Raw genomic sequence first — 21175 nt, 5'->3', positions numbered from 1 at the left:
TGGTGAAGTATATGAGCATAAAGGCTATTTTTATTAATTTATATCCATATTTATGTACATGAAAAGGGGAATAGTGCTATGACTGAAATAAAAACAATGGAATTTAAAGATGACATTTTATTCTTAATAGATCAGAGGAAGTTGCCTGTATCCTATGAGATATTTCAATGTAAAACCTATGAAGAAGTAGATTTTGCAATTAAAGATATGGTTGTACGAGGAGCTCCAGCTATAGGAACGGCTGCAGCCTATGGTGTGGTTTTAGCTGCAAAGCAATTCTTAAACAATAATAAGGATGAATTTCTTAAAAGATTAGACATAGCTTTAGACGTTTTAGACAAATCGAGACCTACTGCTGTAAATCTAATGTGGGCAACAAACCGTATGAGATCAGTTATAGATGGAAACAAGGGTTTGCCAAAGGAATCTATTTATAATAAGATAAAAATTGAAGCAGACAAAATATATAATGAAGATATAGAGACCAACAAACGTATAGGCAGGAATGGCAATACAATTATTCCAGATAAAGCTACTATACTAACTCATTGTAATGCAGGGGCTCTTGCTACAGCAGGATTTGGTACAGCTTTAGGTGTAATAAGACAAGCCTTCTATGATGGCAAAGATATATTAGTATATGCTGATGAGACAAGGCCTAGATTACAAGGTGGTAGGCTTACTGCTTGGGAATTAGCTGAGGAAGGTATTCCAACTAGGCTAATTGCAGATAATGTAGCTGCTACATTGATTAGAGATAGAAAGATTGATGTAATACTAGTAGGTGCAGATAGAATTGCTATAAATGGTGATACTGCCAATAAAATCGGTACTTTTATGTTATCCGTAGTGGCAAAGGAATATGATGTACCCTTCTATATAGTAGCTCCTACTTCTACTATAGACTTTGATATAGAATCAGGTGATGAAATAAAAATAGAGGAAAGGGAGGATAAAGAGGTTACTCATATTGAAGGGATAAGAATAGCTCCTAAAGGAGTTGAAATATATAATCCTGCTTTTGATGTGACTCCTCATGAGAATATTACAGGAATAATAATAGAAAAAGGGATAGTAAGACCTCCATTTAACAAAAATATATTGAAATTTAAGGAAGAAAGGATAAACATTAAATAATAAATAGAAAAAAGCCATATTGGTAATACAGAAGTACACAATTATAAAACTTTAGTATGGAAAGGATAATCTATATGTTAATGGAAAAGGAAAGGGAACTTATTGTAGAATATGGGAGAAAATTGATTAATTCAGGTCTTACGAAGGGAACTGGTGGGAATTTGAGCATATATAATAGACAGAAGCAGTTAATAGCCATAAGCCCATCAGGCATAGATTATTTTCAGACCAAGCCTAAAGATATAGTAATACTGGACATAAAAGGAAAGAGGGTTCATGGAGATAGGAAGCCATCTAGTGAATTTGAAATGCATAGGATATTTTATGAAAGAAGAGATGATATATATGCAATGATTCATACTCATACTATATATTCAACTACTATAGCATGCTTAAATTGGACATTACCTCCAGTTCACTATATGATAGCTTCAGCTGGATTAGATGTAAAATGTGCTAAGTATGCTACTTTCGGAACAAATGAACTAGCAGAAAATGCCTTTGAAGCAATGATTGACAGAAAGGCAGTGTTATTAGCAAATCATGGTATATTAACAGGTGGAAAAGATCTACGAGAAGCCTTTAATATAACAGAAGAAGTAGAATACTGTGCAGAATTATACTATAGAACCAAATGTATAGGACAACCAGTCATATTATCAGAAGAGGAGATAACTCTAATGATGGACAAATTCAAAACCTATGGACAAGGGGACATGTAATTTGCTCTAACAAACTCCTTATATGATTTAGATACAGCCTATCTAATCAACTATATAACAATAAATGTATTAAACCGAGGTTCACAAAACATTGCTAATATTGTATAATGCTGAATGTATATCCAATCAATTAGTATTTGTTTTTTAACAATTAAAATTTTCTTTTTTGCTATAATTTATACTTAATCTCATTAAACTAAATTAAGGAAGATTTTACTTCTTAGTTGTTTTCACATGTCTTATTTATCCAAACTGATATAATACAATAAATGTAGAATTGAGGAGGATTTTTATGATATTCAATCAAACTATAAAGTTGAATGTTAAGGATATCATGTCTACTGACTTTTTAAAAGTAAGTCCTACAGATGCGTTAATTCATGTTTGTAAGAAAATGATCGTAAATAATAGACAAGAGGCCTTCATTGCATTAGAAGATGAAAAAGAAAAGATATTGGGAATTATTACCTTTAGAGATATTGGCCAAATTTTCCGAGATGGGAGTGATGTGAATAAGCCAGTTAGTCAATATATGACATCACCAGTTCATGCTTCTACTTCAGAACAGACGGCAAAAGAGGCAAGAGATTTCATGGTAAAAAATAATATAGGACGTTTGCCTGTATTAGATGGAGAAAAGATAATAGGTGTAGTGGACAGTATTTCTTTACGTGATAATTATTATGCACAAATAGAGGAACTTTGCAATCATTTACAAAAAGTTATAGACCAATTACATGAAGGTGTTTGTGTTATAGATAGTAATAAAATTGTAAAGCTATGGAATAAGAGTGCAGAGAATATTTATCAAGTTAGTGCAAAGGAAATATTGGGACAAAAATTAAACGATTACTTTCCTAATGCTTTATTAAGTAAAGTAATAGAAAAGAAAAAACCTATTGAAAATATCAACCATTCTCCAAGAGAAGGATCATATGTTGCTATCTCAGCCAAACCCATTTTTTTTGGAGATCAATTAATAGGTGCAGTATCATCGGAAAGGGATATTACGGAGGTTACAGAATTATATAATGAGTTGGAGAAAGTTAATACAAGAGTAAAACTTCTAGAAACAGAATATAAGAAAGTAGTTAAAGACCAGTATCAATTTGGAGAAAAAATAGTTGGAAAAAATAAAGAATTTACAGATACTATTAGATTAGCTCAGCAAATATCAAAAACAGATGTAAATGTATTAATTACTGGCGAAAGCGGAACAGGTAAAGAGGTTTTTGCTAGAGGGATACATTTAGATAGTGGACGTAAAGGAAGCTTTATTGCTGTAAATTGTAGTGCTATTCCTAGTAATTTGTTGGAAAGTGAATTATTTGGATATGCAAGTGGAGCGTTTACAGGAGCTTTGACAAAAGGGAAAAAGGGAAAATTTCAGTTGGCTGATGGAGGCACCCTGTTTTTAGACGAAATTGGAGAGATGCCGATTGATATGCAAGCTAAATTGTTGCGTGCCTTACAAGATGGAGAAATTCAACCAATTGGGGGAGAAGAGTCTGTAAAAGTCAATGCTCGTATTATTGCTGCTACTAATAGGGATTTGGAACAGATGATGGAAGAAGGACTGTTTAGAGAAGACCTTTATTATCGTTTAAATGTGATATCTATTAAAATTCCACCTTTGAGAGACCGAAAGGAGGATATTTCTTTATTAATAGATAGATTCATAAGTGAATATTCGGAAATGTACCAAAAGAAGATTACTAAAATATCTCCAGAAGTATTACAAATTCTAACTGATTATGAATGGCCTGGAAATATCAGAGAATTAAAAAATACAATTGAGAGGCTAGTGGTATTATCAAATAATGGTATAATATCAAAGAAATTATTACCAGCAGAAATTTTAAGAAATGTCAATCACATAAGTGGAAAACAAACAGAATATGATTTAGAAAAGGTATTAGAAGATACAGAAATCAAAATAATTTGTAAAGTTATGGAATCTACCGGATGGAACAAAAAGAAGGCTGCAGAAATTTTAAATATACCTAGAAGTACTTTATACTATAAGTTAGAAAAATATAAAATAGAACAATAGATATTAAAAAAAGTAGGCATCATTATAAAAAATTCGCACATAAAGTACCTAATATTTTATTCGATAATATTTAACAATGATGCGCTTATCTGTTAAAAATACAAGAGTTTACTATAATCTCTTATATCCGTTATAAAGTTGGTATAGTTATTATACTATAATTAAAAATGAATAGTGGGAAAGATCTATTACAAAGGATGGAAAGGAGGAGAGGAACTTTTTATTTATTAGTAATATTAATATTTGTTAAAAAGTTATAACTAGAAATCCATTAAGAAAGGAGAATTATATGAAAACTGTACATTTTTTAATTATATTAGGTTACTTAATTGGGGTATCTATATATGGATGGTATTTGAATAAAAAGTTTGTTAAGAGTAGCGATGATTTTGTTACAGCTGGACGTAGATTACCATTTCCAATTTTGGTTGGAACACTATTAGCGACTTGGATGGGAAGTGGAATGATTACTGGAAGTGCAAATTTTGTATATTCCAATGGACCAATTGCATCAATATTTTATTTCATAGGAGAGCCTATAGGGTTACTTCTTATTGCAGTATTTTTAGCTAAACGTGTTAGAGAAAAAACTGGCTATACAGTGCCTCAATTAATTGAGGAAAAATATGGGGTAGTAGCAAGAACATTGGTTACTATTTGTATAGTTCTTGCATATGTAGGAATAACTTCATACCAATTTCAAGCTGGTGGATATATATTAAATATGGTTACTGGTATGGACGTTACTACTGGAACATTAATTAGTGCTGTGTTTGTAGTATTCTTAACTGTCGTTGGAGGCTTAGTATCTGTAGCATACACAGATGCAATAGGAACTCTTATTATTTTTATTGCCATGTTAATTGGGTTACCTTTGGCTATCAGCCAAGCAGGTGGATTATCTGAAATGATTGCATCTATACCTGTAGAGAAAAGTACGATTACAGGAGGTTTGAATGGAGTACAACTATTAGGATATATGTTACCAACAATATTTTTAGTATTAGGAGATCAAAATATATACCAAAGATTTGGAGCTGCTAAGGATCCAGAAGAAGCGACTAAATCGGGACTTGGTTTATTTGGACTATCACTCCTATTAGATATATTAGTAATTGCTATCGTTACTCCTGCCATAGTTTTATATCCAAACTTACAAGATGCGGATACTGCGTTCTTTCAAGTTGCCATGGGGCTTCCAACAATAGTTGGAGGATTGTTATTAGCATGTGCTACTGCACTTTTCGTTACAACAGCTGATTCTTATTTGCTTTCGGCGTCTACAAATATAACTTATGATATATGGGAAAGGCTTATTAAAAAAGATGCAACTGATAAGCAAAAACTAGTTTTCACAAGAATTACAATTATTGTTTTAGCTATAATAGCTTTAGCTATAGGTACTTTATTCCCATCGATATTGAGTATGCAGATGTATGCTTATTCAATGTATGGAGCTGCTATTACCCCTGCATTAGTAGGATGTCTATTTTGGGATAAGGCTACTAAGCAAGGAGGGCTTGCATCTATAATAGTAGGTGGAGCTTCAGTCCTTATTTGGGACGTAGTATTACAGACACCAATGGGTTGGAATAGTATACTTATTGCAGGACCATTATCTATATTAGCATTGATAATAGTAAGCTTGTTAACACAAAATAAGAATGAATTACGAAACCAATAGAGTTATTATTGATAATAAATGAAAATGTATCGAAAAAAAGTCAACGGTATGACGGAAAATTGACATAGGTAATATTATCTATTTTATAACATAACAATAGGCTTTAAGTACTAAAAGCTTGAAACATAGTGTCGAATTATTGACAATAAAGTATTATTTTAGGATTTATATATCTATTAAACAAAACAATATAACAGATCTATCTATTGAAAAATAGAGGATCTGTTATTTTTTTGACCAATTATTATGGACTTGGCACAATGGTTGCATTATATATAGTTGCAAACAGCAAATAAGTTTAAAATTTATCAATGTATGAAGGAGGTGTAATCTGATGAAATTCCGTTTTCCTTTGAAACAACATGTTGGCGGACCGTGTGTACCCATAGTAAAAGTAGATGATGAAGTAAAAAGAGGACAAAAAATTGCAGAACCAAATGGATTAGGAGCTAATATCCATAGTAGTGTAAATGGGAAAGTACAGTCTGTTACAGAAAGCGAAATCATTATCTTAGGTGATAAAAATCAATCAAAAGATTTTTTACCCATAGATGAGACAGATGATGCATTGGATGCAATAGCAGAAGCAGGAATTGTAGGAGCTGGTGGTGCAGGATTTCCTACCCATGTAAAATTAAAGACAAAGATACCTGGAGGTTATGCTATTGTTAATGCAACAGAATGTGAACCTATATTAGGACATAATATTCATTACCTTGAAGAAAATACAGAAAAGATAATAAGTGGATTAAAGATCATTATGGATATTACCGAGGCAGAACATGGAATTGTTGCAATCAAGCCAAAGCATAAAGAAGCTATTTCTAAATTAAAAGCTGCGATAGGTGATGACAACATAGAAATAAAATATCTTCCTGATTTATATCCTGCTGGAGATGAGAGGGTTATTGTCAGAGAGCTTTTAGGAGTAGAATTAAAGCCAGGACAATTACCTGGAGAAGCTAACGCAGTAATACAAAATTTAGAGACAACAAAGAATATTGCATTGGCAGTAGAGGATAGAAAGCCTGTTATAGACAAAGATGTAACTATAGGTGGAAGGGTAAAAGGTGCTCAAGAAGGTAAGACAATTATGGATGTGCCCATAGGTTATCCAGTAAAAGAACTGATTGAAGAAGCTGGAGGATATTTAGAACCACATGGAGAGATTGTCTTAGGTGGTCCATTTACTGGGAAACATGGAAAAGAAGATACCCCTGTAACTAAAACTCTTGGCGGCATTTTAATAGCAATGCCTTTCCCACAGGATAAAAGAAAATTTGGGATACTTGCCTGTGAATGTGGAGCTCAAGAGAATAGGTTAAAGGAAATTGTAGAGGCTATGGGTGGAAATGTTGTTGCTGAAGAAAAATGTAAAAGGATGGTAGATGTAAATGGTAGATATCGTTGTGAATTACCAGGCATTTGCCCAGGTCAAGCTTCAACAGTTTTATCTCTAAAGAAAAAAGGTGCAGAAGTAATTCTTACTGGTAGCTGCGGTGACTGAACTAATACTGTTATGACAGTTACTCCTAGGTTAGGAGTACCAACATATCATCATACAGATCATGTACTAAGAGCTGCAGGGCAAAGACTAGTAAGAAAGATTAAAGATAAATAAATATTGATAAGGAGGTATATATAAATGTCAATAACTCCAGAAACTGCAGAACAACACAAAATGGATTATGCTGTTGTATGTTGTAGAACAGAGGCAGGAAAAATAATTACTGCCGGTGATTTAGAAGATCCAGCTATTTTGCCGGATCTAGAAGATTCTGGATTGCTTACAATTCCAGATAATTGTTTAAAAATAGGAGAGGTTTTGGATGCTAAGTTAACTGCTACTATTGATTCTTTAACACCTATTACTCCAGATATTGTAGAAGGTGCAAATGCAATAGAAACTCCTGTTGAAGAAATTGAAGAAGAGGAGGAAGTAGTAAAAACTCCAAAGAAATCAGCAACTACAGCTGGAAATGCAGGTATCTTCAAATTGCATATAGGTAAAGGAGAAGATATCGATTTAGAAATCCCTCTAGGAGTAGGGACCAATGGCGTAGCATCACAAACAGTAACAGATACTATAGAAGTAAAAGCTGATAAAACAACAGAAGAGAAACAAGAAGCTAAAAAGGTAAGAGAATTGATAAAGAAACATTACAAGATTGATAAGGTAGAGTTTGGTCCAGAAACAAAAATTGATGGGACTACTTTATACATTAGAGAAAATGTTTGTGATGATGCTGTAGAGGTAAATGACTTAGTAAAATCCATAAAGATTGATATTATTACTAAAGATGAATATAACAAGTATAGTGAAACTATTATGGATGTACAGCCAATAGCAACAAAAGAAGGAGAAGACAAGTTAGGTACTGGTGTAACTAGAGTATTAGATGGAGTAGTTATGATGGTTACAGGTACTGATGAAGGTGGAGTACAAATTGGCGAATTTGGATCCTCAGAAGGTATTTTAGAACAAAATATTATGTGGAACAGACCAGGTTCACCTGATAAAGGAGATATCTTCATCAAGACTGAAGTTGTTATCCAAGAACATACTAACATGGAAAGAAGAGGTCCATTAGCTGCTCATACGGCTACTGATTTTATTACACAAGAAATTAGAGATGCTCTAAAAAATGTAGAAGATGAAAGCTTAGTAGTAGATGAAGAATTAATTGAACAATATAAGAGACCAGGAAAGAAAAAAGTTGTAATTGTTAAGGAAATTATGGGACAGGGTGCTATGCACGACAACTTAATATTACCTGTAGAACCAGTTGGTGTTCTAGGTGGAAAGCCAAATGTTGACTTGGGTAATGTACCAATAATGTTGAGTCCATTGGAAGTATTAGATGGTGGTATTCATGCATTGACTTGTATAGGACCAGCTTCTAAAGAGACATCTAGACATTATTGGAGAGAACCATTAGTTCTAGAAGCTATGAATGATCCAGAAGTAGATCTTTGTGGTGTATTATTTGTTGGTAGTCCACAAATTAACTCTGAAAAATTCTATGTTTCTGAAAGGTTAGGTATGATTGTAGAAGCGCTTGGTGTAGATGGTGCTTTTGTAACTACTGAAGGATTTGGAAACAATCACATTGACTTTGCTAGCCATATTGAACAGATTGGTATGAGAGATATCCCAGTTGTAGGTATGTCGTTCTGTGCAGTTCAAGGTGCACTTGTAGTAGGAAATGAGCATATGAAGTATATGATAGATCTTAACAAGTCTAAAGATGGTATTGAAAATGAAGTATTATCCTGTAATGTCTTATGCCCTGAAGATGCAATTCGTGCTATGGCTATGTTAAAAGCAGCAATGGAAGGCGAAGAAGTGAAAGATGCAGAAAGAAACTGGAATCCAAATGTGAAAGAAAATAATCTAGACTTAATTGAAAAGGAATATGGTGTAAAGGTTGAAAGGGTTCAAAACGAACAATCACTTCCAATGAGTGAAAAACGTAAAGAAAAGTATTCATAAGGGAAGGTCTAATGATATGAAATATGGCGATAAGATAATCTATATGGAAGGTATAATTACTGAGGTAGAAGATGGAGCAGTAGGGGTAGACTTTAAAGGAAGATTAGGACATATTAAAGTACCTAGGAGGATGTTGATTACTGATTATCCATTAAAAGTAGGACAAGAAGTAGGCTTAAATATGAGTTTTCTTGAAGTATTGAGTCCAGAAGTAAATGAAAAATATCGCAGTAATTTAGACCGACAAAGAGAAAATAAGGAGGTATAAATATGAGTCTGGTAAAGGGATTACAATCTGAAATTTATGCTCCCATTACACCACCTTCTGTTTTTACTCAAGTAACTAAAGAGTTAAAGGACATGAAGGTTGCATTAGCAACAGCAGCTGGTGTGCATTTAAAATCCGATAAGAGGTTTAATCTAGCAGGAGATACAAGCTATAGATTAATTCCAAAGGATGCAAAAACAAGTGATTTAATGGTATCACATGGTGGATATGACAATGGTGATGTAAATAAGGACATAAATTGTATGTTTCCTATTGATCGTTTAAGAGAATTAAAAGAAGAAGGATTTATAGGTGAAGTTGCTGAAACTCATGTTGGATTCATGGGTGGCGGTGGAAACCAAAAGGTATTTACTGAAGAAACTGGACCTGCAATTGCACAGATATTAAAAGATGAAGGGGTAGATGCTGTTTTAATGACAGCTGGCTGAGGTACTTGTCACCGCTCTGCCGTGATTGTGCAGAGAGCGATTGAGGAAGCTGGAATACCAACTATAATTATTGCAGCACTTCCTCCAGTAGTACGTCAAAATGGAACTCCAAGAGCAGTTGCTCCTAGAGTTCCTATGGGTGCAAATGCTGGTGAACCAAATAACCCAGATATGCAAAGAAATATTTGTAGAGATACATTAGCACAATTAGAAGAAATTGAAACTCCAGGTAAAATTGTTCCATTACCATATGAATATGTAGCTAAAGTTTAATGAATGTTATCATCTGTCCTAATCTTAGGGCAGATGATACACATTAATAAAAGGGTGATAGAATTGGATAATAGGAAAGAAGTTGAAATGAGACGTTTAGTAATTAAGTCTTATCATATGGAGAAGATAGAGCTGGGAGAAAAATTTTCAATTGAAGGGAAAAGACTTATTCTAACTGAGGATTTTTTTCGTGACAAAATAAACAAGGATTTAATTGATAATATAGAACTTAAAGTCATTAACCCTTATGAACATGATATGTATGTAAATAGCATTATGGATGTAATTCCTATTTCTACAAAAGTATTAGGAGACCTAGGAGAAGGGATTACACACACCTTGACAGGTGTATATGTAATGCTGACAGGAGCAGATGTAAAGGGAGTTCAAATGGCTGAGTTTGGATCATCTGAAGGTATTTTAAACGAACAACTTTTCTTGGATAGGGCAGGTACTCCTTGTAAAGATGACTATATTATTCATGTAGATGTTACATTTCAAGAGGGATTAATGTCAAGCAGAAAATATGCTACAGAAGGACATAGAATCTGTGATTTATTTATACAACAAATTAGAAATATTATGAAAAAGTTACCAGGTCGTGAATATACTGAAAAACATGAATATTATGATAAAATTCGACCTGGTAAAAAAAGAGTTGCGATTGTTAAACAAATAGCAGGACAAGGAGCTATGTATGACAACCAATTATTCAGCAAGGAACCTTCAGGGTTTGAAGGCGGAAGATCTATTATAGACTTAGGAAATGTACCCATTATATTAAGTCCAAATGAGTATAGAGACGGAGCATTGCGCTCTATGGTATAAAGGAGGGAGACTATGGGCATAGGACCTTCAACTAAGGAAACTACTCTTCATCACTTTAGAGATCCGCTATTGGATGTGGCAACTTCTGATGATGATTTGGATGTGGTAGGAGTAATGTTAGTAGGGACTCCCCAAGATAACGGTGATAAATATTTTGTTGGAAAAAGAGCTGCAGCATGGTTAGAAGCAATGCGCGTTGATGGAGCAATTGTTTCATGTGATGGTTGGGGCAATAGCCATGTGGACTTCGCCAATACTATTGAAGAAATAGGAAAGAGGAAAATACCGTTAGTAGGCATGACTTTTGTCGGAACCCAAGCACAATTCGTAGTAACAAATAAGTACATGGATACAATTGTAGATTTTAATAAATCTGAAGATGGAATTGAAACAGAGGTTGTAGGCGAAAATAATGTAAATCAGGTCGATGCCAAAAAGGCAGTAGCATTATTAAAACTAAAAATGCAAAGGGGAGGAAGATAAATGAAATTTTCTCAAAGTATTCATGCAATTGATTCTCATACAATGGGAGAAGCGACTCGTATTGTAGTAGGAGGTATTCCAAATATCCCTGGTAAAACTATGCCAGAGAAAAAAGAGTACTTGGAAAAAAATTTGGATTATGTTAGAACAGCCATTATGCATGAGCCAAGAGGACATAATGATATGTTTGGTTCTATTATTACTCAACCAACTAATGATGAGGCTGATATAGGAATCATCTTTATGGATGGTGGGGGATATCTAAATATGTGTGGCCATGGATCAATTGGTGCATCCACTGTAGCAGTAGAAACTGGTATGGTACCTATGGTAGAACCTGTTACAGAATTAACATTAGAAGCACCGGCAGGTCTGATAAAGGCTAAAGCTACTATAGAGAACGAGAAAGTTAAGGAACTTACCATAGTAAATGTACCTGCTTTTCTTTATAAGCAAGATGTAAAAATTGAAGTTCCTGAAATTGGTGAAATAACTTTAGATATTTCCTTTGGAGGTAGTTTCTTTGCAATAGTTCATGCAAAACAATTAGGACTAAAAATTGAGCCTAACAATGCAAACAAGCTAAAAGAGATTGGTTTAGAAATTCGTGACATTGTAAATAAAAAAATTGAAATCCAACATCCTACTTTAGACCATATTAAAACCGTAGACCTCGTTGAAATTTATGATGAACCAACTCATCCAGATGCAACATTGAAAAATGTAGTGATATTTGGAGAAGGACAAGTAGATCGTTCTCCATGTGGAACGGGTACATCTGCAAAGATGGCAACTCTTCATGCTAAAGGTCAATTAGAAGAAGGAGAACCATTTATATATGAAAGCATCTTAGGAACATTGTTTAGAGGTAGAATTGTTGGTACTACTAAGGTTGGAGATTTTGATGCAGTAATTCCTGAAATCACAGGTTCTGCTTATATTACTGGTTTTAATCATTTTGTAATCGATGAAGATGACCCAGTAAAATATGGTTTTTCCTTAGGATAAGTTGTCAAAAAGTATAGAAAATGTTATATTCGTATAATAAAAAACATTTGGATATTTAGAGTGATGGTTCTCATTAAATATAGATTATAGGAATTAAAGGAAGCACGAAGGAATATTAAAAGGAGGTATCATTAGTGTTAACTACGATTTTATTAAGTGTATTGGGTGTTTTCACTGCAGTGTTTGGATTTACATTTGGGAAAGACTTTGTAAACCATAAAGATGAATTGGAAGAAGAAACTAGTTGGGCAAAATCAGGATTTACTGGGTTACTTACGAATTTTCTTGATACCTTAGGTATTGGAAGTTTTGCCCCGACAACTGCCCTATTAAGAGGATTTAAGCAAGTTGAGGATAAGGTACTTCCAGGAACATTAAATGTATCTTGTACTGCTCCAGTTGTATTAGAAGCTTTTGCGTTTATTACTGCAATAGAAGTAGAATTTGTTACATTGGTTTCTATGATTGCAGCTGCTGTAGTAGGATCAGTATTGGGAGCTGGAATTATATCAAGGATGCCAGAAAAAAAGATTCAGTTTATTATGGGAATTGCCTTGATTGCAACTGCATTTGTAATGTTAGCTGGTCAAGTAGGCTGGATTGATAGTTTGGGAACAGGTACTGCTGTTGGATTGACTGGTGGAAAATTGTTTATAGCAGTAATAGGTAACTTTATATTAGGAGCATTGATGACAGCAGGTATTGGACTTTATGCACCTTGTATGGCATTAGTGTATATGTTAGGAATGTCACCTGATGTAGCATTTCCTATTATGATGGGTTCCTGTGCATTCTTAATGCCAGCAGCATCAATAAAGTTTGTTAAGGAAGGAGCATATAACAGAAAAGCTTCTTTAGCAATTTCTATATTCGGTGTTATAGGAGTATTGATAGCAGTATTTATAGTAACATCTTTACCAATGAATGTATTGACTTGGTTAGTAATTGTTGTAATAACTTATACTGGAATTACACTACTTAGAGATTCTCAAAAAGTAGTTGCTGAAGCATAATAATTAGGAGAAATAATTAAAAAACAAATCCTCCTCATGCAAGACAGGGAGGATTTGTAGTGCTCAAAAAAGTGGGTTTTATGTTTTATATACTATTGTATTAATGTTTTAATCCTGAACCACATAATGGTATTACAACTTTTCCTTCTATAGGGTTCTTTTCTAGATGATTTAAATATCCAGCAAAGGTAGCTGCTGTGGTTGGTTCTACATAAAACCCTAATCTTGCAAGTTTCTTTGTCATATTCATAATATAATATTCAGGAGCGACGATTACCTGTCCATTAGTGATTCTTATTGCATCAAGTATTTGATTGCCTCTTTTAGGGTAGGCAATAGCTATTCCTTCAGCTAATGTACCTTCATTTGTACCTTCTTTCACATAGCTTTTACCACTAGTAAAGGCCTCATATATAGGAGCACAATTTTCCGATTGAACAGCTATTATTTCCGGCATCTTTGATATGAGTCCAGAATTCAACAAATCCTTTAGTCCGTAATAAACTCCTAAAACCAGGGTCCCATTTCCTACTGGAATTACCAAAGCCTCTGGCATATTACCATTCAATTGTTCATATATTTCATAGACATAAGTCTTTGTTCCTTGATAGAAAAATGGGTTGTATACATGACTAGCATAAAAGCTATCACCATTTTTAGCAGCTTCTAAACAGGCTTTGGCAGCATCTTCTCTACTACCTTCAATTATATAAACTTTAGCTCCGTGGGAAGAAATCTGTTCTATTTTTTTAGGTGAAGTGTTTTTAGGTACATATATATTACATTCTATTCCGGCCCTACTTGCATATGCAGCTATGGATGTGCCAGCATTTCCACTACTATCTTGGACTATCTTTTTAATGCCTAGTTCTTTGGCCTTAGATATCAATACTACTGCACCCCTGTCCTTAAATGAAAGAGTAGGCATCATATAATCTATTTTCACCAACAGATTTGGATTGTCATTATTGAAGGGAACAATAGGGGTTAGCCCTTCACCCATAGTAATATCCTTCCATATATTAGAGTCTTTATCGAAAGGCAATGCATCTATGTATCTAAACAAGCTAAATTCATCTTTAGTTATATTGTTAAAAGAAATATCAAAATCATCTAAATCAAGCATACCTCCACATGAACATTGAAATGTTAAACTATCGGTATTATACTTTTTGCCGCAGACATTACATACATAACTATAAGCCATAACATCATCTCCAATAATAAGGTTAAATATATTTTAATCCAAGTATGTCATTAATACAAGAATAATAAAAGTAAATGAATATTTAAAATTTATTTGAAATTATAGCATTTTTCGTGATATTTTATATTTATAAGTACATTTTATAAAGCGGGAACTATTTTTATAGAATATTAGAGATTAATAAATATAAAATAAAGAGTGGAGAAGGTGATCTAAATGAAAGGATACAGTTTAAAGTCTATTCAGAGTTCTGTTATAAAATATGCAAGAGTGTTGTCCAATGTATTAAATGTAGATGTGGAAATAGTAGATTCGAAGCTTAATAGAATAGCTGGTACAGGGACGTTTCGAGAAAAGATAAATGAAAATATACTAGCTGAAGGAAATGTATACAAATACGTTATTGAAAATGGCACTCACCAGATCATTGAAAACCCAGGAGAACATCCTCTGTGTAAAAAATGTGTTAATTATGGACATTGTAGTGAATATTTAGAATTAAGTACTCCTATCAAATTAAATAACCAGATAATAGGTGTAATAGGACTTGTCTGTTTTAATCCAAAACAAAGGAAAGTATTATTAGAAAAGATGGATTCTCATCTTCAGTTTTTATATCAGATAGCAGACTTTATTGCTACAAAAGTTTATGAGTATATGGAGAATGAAAGAAATAAGGTACTTATCACATCCTTAAAAAAAGTTATAGATGATATAGATAAGGGGATTATTATGATTGATGATAATAATCGAATATATGATATAAATAACAGTGCAGTAAAACAGCTTAATCTTAAAGATAGACATATCTATGAAAATATTAGAATAATACCAAAACATGAATTTATGATGGGAAAAGAAGAATATACAGTTCAAATAGGAGATAAGGAATATGATCTGTTGGGAACTTTAATATCTTTACCATTAGATGGATCGTATTATAGTAAGATTTTGATTTTTAATCAAATTAAAAAATTAAAATCAGATGCATATACACTCACCTACGCAAATCAATTCATAAGGACAGATGCAATACTAGGAAGCTCAAAGAGTATTATGATGTTAAAGAAAAGAATTAAAAAGATAGCCACTTCTAGATCTACAGTTCTTATTACTGGAGAAAGTGGTACTGGCAAAGAACTTATAGCAAGAACCATTCATTCGGAAGGTGACAGAAAGGACAAGCCTTTTGTAGCTATAAATTGTGGTGCTATTCCAGGTACATTATTGGAAAGTGAACTCTTTGGATATGTTAAAGGAGCCTTTAGTGGTGCAAATCCTAATGGCAGAGTAGGTAAGTTTGAGTTGGCAAATGAAGGAATAATTTTTCTTGATGAGATAGGGGACATGCCCTTGAATTTCCAGGTGAAAATATTGAGAGTGTTACAAGAGAATAAAATTGTAAGAATAGGCTCCAACAAATCCATAGATCTTGATGTTAGAGTAATAGCAGCTACAAATAAAGATTTAAGAGAATTAATTAAGCAGAACAAGTTCAGGGAGGATCTGTATTATAGATTAAATGTTATTCCAATTCATATACCACCTTTAAGGGAAAGAAGGGTAGATATAGAAGTAATCATGAAAGAAAAAATACGGAATTATAATATGCTATATGACAAGCATATAACTTCCATTGATGCAAAAGCACAAGAAATATTGATAGATTATCCTTGGCCTGGCAATGTACGAGAATTGGAAAATACATTAGAATATATGATAAATATGGCAGAAGATCAAGAGGTTTTGACTAGTGAATTGATTCCAGACAATATTTATCATTATAAAGATAATCAAATGAAAGAAGAGTATAAATTGGATAATATAAGGCCCATTAAGGTTATTGAAAAGGAATATATCCAAAAAACCTTAGATTATTATGGATGGGATACAAAGGGAAAACGAGCTGCTGCCAATAAATTAGGAATTGGAATAGCTACTCTTTACAGAAAACTCAATTCCTACGATATATAAAGGATAGAAAATTTCCATAGGGGTTATCATTTCGACAATTAACCATGGAGATTCTTATTCTATAAAACTCTTAACAGTAAAATAAATGAATTCTTCATTGGCTTTATCAATATGATAATTTTTATCAGTATGATAATAGAAATCGGCATGATTTTTTAGCATTTTAATATATAGAAATCTATTTTATTTGCATATATAAAAAATAGAAGCTCTATTTTACAGGAAAGTTCTAAATAAATAAAGTTATTTTGAAAAGATATTGAAAGTTGGTACAATAATTGCTTTATATATCAACTAAATACGTTAATTAAAAATTAAGGGGGAGAATATTGTGATTGTAGGAAATGGAAAAGTAATTACCAATGATATAGAAAATTCATATATTGCAAATGGGGCGGTATTAGTTAAGGATAATATAATAGAAGCTGTAGGAAGGTTTGAAGACTTAAAGGCAGATTATCCAGAGGAAGAAGTAGTAGATGTTAATGATAAGATTATAATGCCGGGCATGATCAATACTCATACTCACATTTATAGTGCATACGCAAGAGGCATGTCTGTATCCAAACCTACAGATAACTTTTTAAACATTCTTGAAAACCAATGGTGGAATTTGGATAGGAAACTAACTTTAGAGGATTGTAAATTAAATGCATACACGACTTATATTGAATCCATAAGAAACGGTGTTACCACAGTATTTGATCATCATTCCAGTCCAAATGCTGCAACAGATAGTCTCTTTACAATAGTTGAGGTAGCAAAGGAACTTGGAATTAGAACATCTCTATGTTATGAAGTATCAGATAGAGATGGAAAAGACATAGGAAAAAAGGGAATAGCGGAAAATGTAAACTTTATTAAAGCTTACAATGATACAGAAGAGGATATGATTAAAGGTTTATTTGGTATACATGCATCATTTACTATTTCAAATGAAACCTTATATAAAATCAAAGAAGCTATGGAGGGAATTGATGCAGGCTATCACATACATGTAGCTGAAGGGATAGATGATCAATATGATTCATTAGAAAAATATGGGAGAAGAGTATTGGAAAGATTTTTCGACTTTGGATTATTAGGGAATAAGACGATTGCAGTTCATTGTGTACATGGTAATCAGCGAGAGCTTGAGATTTTGAAGAAAACAGATACCAATGTAGTACACAATCCTATGTCGAATATGGGGAATGCTGTTGGATGTCCACCTGTTGTATTGATGGTTAGACAGGGAATTAGGGTAGGACTTGGCACAGATGCTTATACAAATGATATGTTTGAATCAATGAAGGTAGCAAATATCCTTCAAAGTCACCACCTTTGTGATCCTACTGTAGGGTTTATGGAAACAAAGGCTTTACAGTTTGATAATAATCCAGCAATTTGTAATAATTATTTTAAAAGAAAATTAGGTGTTCTTAAGAAAGGTGCATATGCTGACATTATCACAGTTGACTATAAACCATATACTCCATTGAATGGGGATACTTATTTTGGCCATATACTTTTTGGAATGACCGGCAAGATGGTAAATGACACCATAATAAATGGTAAATTTGCTATGAAGAATAAAGAGATATTACCAGTTGATGAAGATGCAATTATGGCAAGATCTTCTGAAAGAGCAGCTAAGATATGGTCTATGATGTAAGAAATTAAAATATATATGCTTTAAGCGAACAATAAGCTCAAGGATTAACTATATAAACAACGGTTATTCTTTGAGCTTATTGTATAAAGAAGCAAATTAATGTTACACATTTATCAAATTGATAATTGCTATGATAGTTTTTAATATTTATAGAACTAAAGATATTGATAGTAAGCTGATCTATTCATTCTATTATCAATATGATAATTTTTATTAATATGATAATAAAAATTATCACTTTTTTAGCGTGTAGGAGTAGAACATTTATAAGATAAATTTTTTACTTTATAAATTGAAGTCTACAGAAGCCGGTTTTATAGGGACATACATAGATGGATGATCAGAATAAGATAACATTTTATCATAATATACAAAAGCTGGTATGATTATTGCTACATCATATAGATGAGTTTTTTATAGACAGAAGAGGGGGAGAAAAATGTCAGAATCAATAAAATGTATACAGAATAAAGAAGCCAGACAAAAAAACAATAAAGTTTCCGTACGAGACTTTAATCTAGAGGAAACAAAGAAAACCAAATATTTTCATGAAAGTTTTGATGTCTATTCTCAAACTCCGTTAGTGAGATTAAAAAATCTTTCAAATCAGTTAGGTGTTTCAGAAATATTAGTGAAAGATGAATCTTATAGATTCGGATTAAATGCATTTAAAGTATTGGGAGGTTCCTATGCTATTGGAAATCTTTTAGCACAAAAATTAGACCTTTCTATTGAAGATGTTAATTTTGAAATGCTACTTTCTAAAGAGGTGAAAGAAAAATTAGGAGAAGTTACATTTGTAACAGCAACGGATGGAAATCATGGGAAGGGTGTAGCGTGGACTGCCAATCAATTAGGACAAAAATCAATAGTTTATATGCCAAAGGGGTCTTCGCAACATAGATTAAACAGGATTAAGGCCGAAGGTGCAGAGGCTAGCATTACTGATATGAATTATGATGATGCCGTTCGCCTAGCTACTAAAAATGCCCAAAAATATGGCTGGGAAGTCATTCAGGATACGGCATGGGAAGGATACGAAGATGTACCTAAGTGGATCATGCAGGGATATTCTACATTGATGTTGGAATCAGTAGAACAAATGCATGTAATGAAACTAGATAAGCCAACACATGTTTTTGTGCAAGCAGGTGTAGGTTCCCTGGCGGGGGCAGTTCAAGGGTTCTTGACAGCATATTATGGAGATGATAGACCAATTACAGTAGTAGTAGAACCTAATAAAGCTGATTGTATCTATCGTTCAGCAAAGAATAAAAAAAGAACATTTGTAACAGGAGATATGGATACTATTATGGCTGGTCTTGCTTGTGGAGAGCCAAATACCATTGGATGGGAAATTCTAAGTGATTATGCTGATGCGTTCATTTCTTGTCCAGAATATGTATCAGCAAATGGTATGAGGGTCTTAGGAAATCCATTAAATGAAGATGATAAAGTAGTATCTGGAGAATCAGGAAGTGTAACAGCTGGTATTGTATATTCCTTATTAAAGGATGAAAAATTAAAGGATTTAAAAGAACAATTGGAGATTGATGAAACATCTAAAATATTAGTAATCAATACTGAAGGTGATACTGATCCAGAACATTATAGAAAGATTGTATGGGATGGATTGTATCCAAGTGAAATGTAAAAAAGTAGAAAGAATAAAAATGAAGGAGGATAAAAATGAGTAAAAATATTGATTTCAAAGCAATTATGAAAGCAGCGAAAAAATATGAGCCTGAGATATCAAAGTTTTTAAGAGATATGATTAAACTTCCAAGTGAGAGCACACAGGAAAAGGAAGTTATATTAAGAATCAAAGACGAAATGGAAAAGGTAGGATTTGATAAGGTTGAAATAGATCCAATGGGAAATGTCTTAGGATATATCGGACATGGAAAACACATTATAGCTATGGATGCTCATATTGATACAGTTGGTGTTGGAGAAAGAGCAAACTGGGAATATGATCCATATGAAGGGTATGAAGACGATGAAATAATCATAGGCAGAGGAGCTACTGACCAAGAAGGTGGAATGGCTTCTATGGTCTATGCTGGGAAAATAATAAAGGATTTAGGTCTTGAAGATGACTATACCCTAATTATAACTGGAACAGTACAAGAAGAAGATTGTGATGGATTGTGTTGGCAATATATCATCAATGAGGATAATATAAAGCCAGAATTTGTTGTTATTACTGAACCAACTTCATGCAATATTTATAGAGGTCAAAGAGGAAGAATGGAAATAAAAGTTACTACCCATGGGGTTAGTTGCCATGGTTCCGCTCCAGAAAGGGGAGACAATGCAATATATAAAATGGCTCCTATCATTAATGAACTAAAGGCACTACATGAGAATTTACATTATGATGAGTTTCTGGGAAAAGGTTCTTTAGCAGTTTCAGAAATATTTTTCTCTTCTCCATCTAGATGTGCAGTAGCAGATGGATGTAGTATCTCTATTGATAGAAGATTAACTAATGGAGAAACTTGGCAGGGAGCACTTCAAGAAATTAGGAACTTACCATCTGTAAAGGAAGCAAATGCAGAAGTTGAAATGTATAATTATGAAAGGCCTGCTTATACTGGCTTAGTATATCCAACAGAATGTTACTTCCCAGCGTGGGTATTACCAGAAGATCATGCTGCTTGTAAGACATTGGTAGATAGCTATAAAAACCTATTTAATGAAGAACCATTGGTAGACAAATGGACATTCTCAACAAATGGAGTTTCTATTATGGGCAGATATAATATTCCATGTATTGGTTTTGGACCAGGGCATGAAGATCAGGCTCATGCACCAAATGAAAGAACATGGAAAGATGAATTGGTTAAATGTGCAGCATTATATGCTTTAGTACCAATCACATATGTTAATAAATACTTAAATTAATAAACAAAAAAATAAATTTCAG

Annotated in this window: 17 protein-coding genes; 16 read left to right on the top strand and 1 reads right to left on the bottom strand. The window is 33.1% G+C overall.

Features of this window, described 5'->3' with window-relative positions; translation table 11 throughout:
* The first annotated feature begins 78 nt into the window (after positions 1-78).
* The 12 genes from mtnA to K8M07_RS06910 all read left to right on the top strand — a co-directional run bounded on the left by mtnA (position 79) and on the right by K8M07_RS06910 (position 13411).
* The gene (gene mtnA, locus K8M07_RS06970; protein ID WP_223377187.1) at positions 79-1137 is read left to right on the top strand and encodes an S-methyl-5-thioribose-1-phosphate isomerase; all 1059 of its coding nucleotides are present in this window, start codon (positions 79-81) and stop codon (positions 1135-1137) included.
* 74 nt (positions 1138-1211) lie between these two features.
* Complete coding sequence (locus K8M07_RS06965) at positions 1212-1859, top strand: L-fuculose-phosphate aldolase (RefSeq protein WP_223377186.1); 648 nt, start codon at positions 1212-1214, stop codon at positions 1857-1859.
* Positions 1860-2151: 292 nt separating this feature from the next.
* On the top strand, positions 2152-3912 hold the full coding sequence (locus K8M07_RS06960; protein WP_223377185.1) for a sigma-54-dependent Fis family transcriptional regulator: 1761 nt from the start codon (positions 2152-2154) through the stop codon (positions 3910-3912).
* 289 nt (positions 3913-4201) lie between these two features.
* Positions 4202-5596 carry a sodium:solute symporter gene (locus K8M07_RS06955; protein ID WP_223377184.1) on the top strand — a complete coding sequence of 465 codons (1395 nt, stop codon included), beginning with the start codon at positions 4202-4204 and terminating at the stop codon, positions 5594-5596.
* Between the two features lie 334 nt (positions 5597-5930).
* On the top strand, positions 5931-7217 hold the full coding sequence (gene prdC / locus K8M07_RS06950) for a proline reductase-associated electron transfer protein PrdC (protein WP_263282482.1): 1287 nt from the start codon (positions 5931-5933) through the stop codon (positions 7215-7217).
* 24 nt (positions 7218-7241) lie between these two features.
* Positions 7242-9089, top strand: coding sequence for a D-proline reductase (dithiol) proprotein PrdA (gene prdA / locus K8M07_RS06945; RefSeq protein WP_223377182.1), 1848 nt, complete (start codon positions 7242-7244; stop codon positions 9087-9089).
* 16 nt (positions 9090-9105) lie between these two features.
* Complete coding sequence (locus tag K8M07_RS06940; RefSeq protein WP_223377181.1) at positions 9106-9357, top strand: CBO2463/CBO2479 domain-containing protein; 252 nt, start codon at positions 9106-9108, stop codon at positions 9355-9357.
* Positions 9358-9359: 2 nt separating this feature from the next.
* Positions 9360-10079 carry a D-proline reductase (dithiol) protein PrdB gene (gene prdB / locus K8M07_RS12670; RefSeq protein WP_263282481.1) on the top strand — a complete coding sequence of 240 codons (720 nt, stop codon included), beginning with the start codon at positions 9360-9362 and terminating at the stop codon, positions 10077-10079.
* Positions 10080-10142: 63 nt separating this feature from the next.
* On the top strand, positions 10143-10907 hold the full coding sequence (gene prdD, locus K8M07_RS06925) for a proline reductase cluster protein PrdD (RefSeq protein ID WP_223377178.1): 765 nt from the start codon (positions 10143-10145) through the stop codon (positions 10905-10907).
* Between the two features lie 12 nt (positions 10908-10919).
* A complete protein-coding gene (locus tag K8M07_RS06920; RefSeq protein ID WP_223377177.1) occupies positions 10920-11390 on the top strand; it encodes a glycine/sarcosine/betaine reductase component B subunit in 471 nt (156 codons plus the stop codon).
* Positions 11391-12398, top strand: a complete 1008-nt coding sequence (locus K8M07_RS06915) for a proline racemase (protein ID WP_223377176.1) — start codon at positions 11391-11393, stop codon at positions 12396-12398. It abuts the gene before it with no gap.
* A gap of 134 nt (positions 12399-12532) precedes the next feature.
* On the top strand, positions 12533-13411 hold the full coding sequence (locus K8M07_RS06910) for a TSUP family transporter (protein WP_223377175.1): 879 nt from the start codon (positions 12533-12535) through the stop codon (positions 13409-13411).
* Between the two features lie 100 nt (positions 13412-13511).
* Here K8M07_RS06910 and K8M07_RS06905 read toward each other — a convergent pair whose 3' ends face one another.
* Positions 13512-14618, bottom strand: a complete 1107-nt coding sequence (locus tag K8M07_RS06905; protein WP_223377174.1) for a threonine synthase — start codon at positions 14616-14618, stop codon at positions 13512-13514.
* Between the two features lie 216 nt (positions 14619-14834).
* On the opposite strand from K8M07_RS06905, the gene K8M07_RS06900 reads away from it, so the two are divergent.
* The 4 genes from K8M07_RS06900 (at position 14835) to K8M07_RS06885 (ending at position 21153) form a co-directional block, all read left to right on the top strand.
* Positions 14835-16592: a sigma-54 interaction domain-containing protein gene (locus tag K8M07_RS06900; protein ID WP_223377173.1), complete on the top strand. Its 1758-nt coding sequence runs from the start codon at positions 14835-14837 to the stop codon at positions 16590-16592.
* Positions 16593-16923: 331 nt separating this feature from the next.
* Entirely contained in the window at positions 16924-18246 is a 1323-nt protein-coding gene (ssnA, locus tag K8M07_RS06895) for a putative aminohydrolase SsnA (protein ID WP_223377172.1), read from the top strand.
* 439 nt (positions 18247-18685) lie between these two features.
* Positions 18686-19900 (top strand): diaminopropionate ammonia-lyase, encoded by a 1215-nt coding sequence (gene dpaL, locus K8M07_RS06890; protein ID WP_223377171.1) that lies wholly within the window; start codon positions 18686-18688, stop codon positions 19898-19900.
* Between the two features lie 35 nt (positions 19901-19935).
* On the top strand, positions 19936-21153 hold the full coding sequence (locus K8M07_RS06885; RefSeq protein ID WP_223377170.1) for a YgeY family selenium metabolism-linked hydrolase: 1218 nt from the start codon (positions 19936-19938) through the stop codon (positions 21151-21153).
* The last annotated feature ends 22 nt before the right edge of the window (positions 21154-21175 follow it).

The sequence above is a fragment of the Schnuerera sp. xch1 genome, assembly GCF_019931165.1.
Classification (GTDB): domain Bacteria; phylum Bacillota; class Clostridia; order Tissierellales; family Tepidimicrobiaceae; genus JAIOUP01.
The sequence above is the reverse complement of the archived record's forward strand: the minus strand, read 5'-3'. Positions and strand labels throughout refer to the sequence as shown.